General features: G+C 36.7%; 2 protein-coding genes. One reads left to right on the forward strand and one right to left on the reverse strand.

Features of this window, described 5'->3' with window-relative positions; genetic code table 11:
• The first annotated feature begins 195 nt into the window (after positions 1-195).
• Positions 196-951 carry a hypothetical protein gene (locus ASU03_RS18545; protein WP_057833247.1) on the forward strand — a complete coding sequence of 252 codons (756 nt, stop codon included), beginning with the start codon at positions 196-198 and terminating at the stop codon, positions 949-951.
• Between the two features lie 183 nt (positions 952-1,134).
• Here ASU03_RS18545 and ASU03_RS20920 read toward each other — a convergent pair whose 3' ends face one another.
• Positions 1,135-1,290, reverse strand: coding sequence for a hypothetical protein (locus tag ASU03_RS20920; protein ID WP_157465969.1), 156 nt, complete (start codon positions 1,288-1,290; stop codon positions 1,135-1,137).
• Between the last annotated feature and the right edge of the window lie 207 nt (positions 1,291-1,497).

The following is a 1,497-nucleotide window of genomic DNA, read 5'->3' on the forward strand; positions in this document are numbered from 1 at the left end:
TTAAAGTGGAAGCGCTAAGCGGCAGGTCTGTAATTGAAGGAAAACGTGGTAGGCCTATTGGTTGGAAGAAAGCGGTAGACGTGAGTGATTAGTTTATTAATTTAAAACGGCTCTGACCCCTTTTATTCTGCTAGTATAACAAAATATATCGTCAGACTAATTAACTGAATTAAACAGAAATATCTAGGAAAGATCATGAAAGGAATCAAACAGTTCTGCTGTCACTTATCTATTTTGTCAATACTGTCACCTTGTTTCGTTTTAGCGCAAGAACAAGTTGAAGCTGAAAACTCTAACACACTTGAAAGAATTGAAAAAAAGATAGATGTTATTGTCGCCCAATCAAAGCATTCAACTCGCATTAATATAGAACAACCATTAGGGGATCGTACCCAAGGTTTTGAATTCAATTTTTTTAGGTTGCTGACTTTAGGTGAGGATGAAAGTACTTTATCAGGCACATATTCATTTTTTAATACAGAAAACAATACCGAAATAGCCTTACCCTTTATGTTCAGTTCGGCTGACCATATGAGTTATTATGGCTACAATGTTATAGATAATAATGAAAAATTAACAAGCTTTACCATTGATGCTCATTACCGGAAATACTTAGGGCATCGCCTAGATGGTTTTTATCTAAGTGCATTTGTTCGTGCGGCCTATCTAAATGGTGTGAAAGGAGAAAGTGATGGTTATTACTCTTATTCACAGCAAGAGGGCTTTACCCAATACAGTAAAGGTTCAGAGCTTAAGTTGGGTTTAGGTTTTGGTATTGGTTATCGTATTATTTCTGATTCTGGTTACTATTGGGGAACAAGTATCAGCTTAGGAAAATATCTAGTTGGTAAGTCTGATATATTCCTCGATGCTGAGGGAATATCAGCAACTATGGACGATGAAGAGTTCATTATTGATATAGAGCTACTAAAGTTTGGTTTCGCTTTTTAATCAACTTAGGTCATTACTTCCAAGAAAAAGAGGCCATTACCTAATACCGACCAGTTAAGAAATATTTAAGATCCATCGAACGAGCTTCTGGTTAGGATATAAAGGCTTCTGAATTCATTCAGCAGCCTTTTCTTTTGCAACTACCCCCTGCCTTTATGGTTTATAACTGCCTAATATAAAATATTAGCTCTTAGTTAACATTAACCAATTAAGCTTCCAGTTATTATCCAATGATTTCAAGGTCACAGTATTTTTGCCTTTGTGCAATTCCACGGCTAGACCTTGTTGGGTCTGCCACTCATGATAACCGCCCGTTGCAGTCACTAGATCAACGCCCACTTTTTATCATTAGCCAAGAATAAAAGGGGTCAGAGCCGTTTAAATGACCTACTGAGGTAAATTGTATCTTCAGTAGATTTTAATTATGCCAAGAAAATCAAGAGTTTCATTAGCGGGCGTGGCGGAACATGTTATTCAGCGGGGTAATAATCGCCAAGCTATTTTTGCCTGTGAAAATGACATGAAAGTCTATGTTACTTGGTTAAA

Source organism: Colwellia sp. TT2012 (genome assembly GCF_001440345.1).
Lineage (GTDB): Bacteria > Pseudomonadota > Gammaproteobacteria > Enterobacterales > Alteromonadaceae > Colwellia.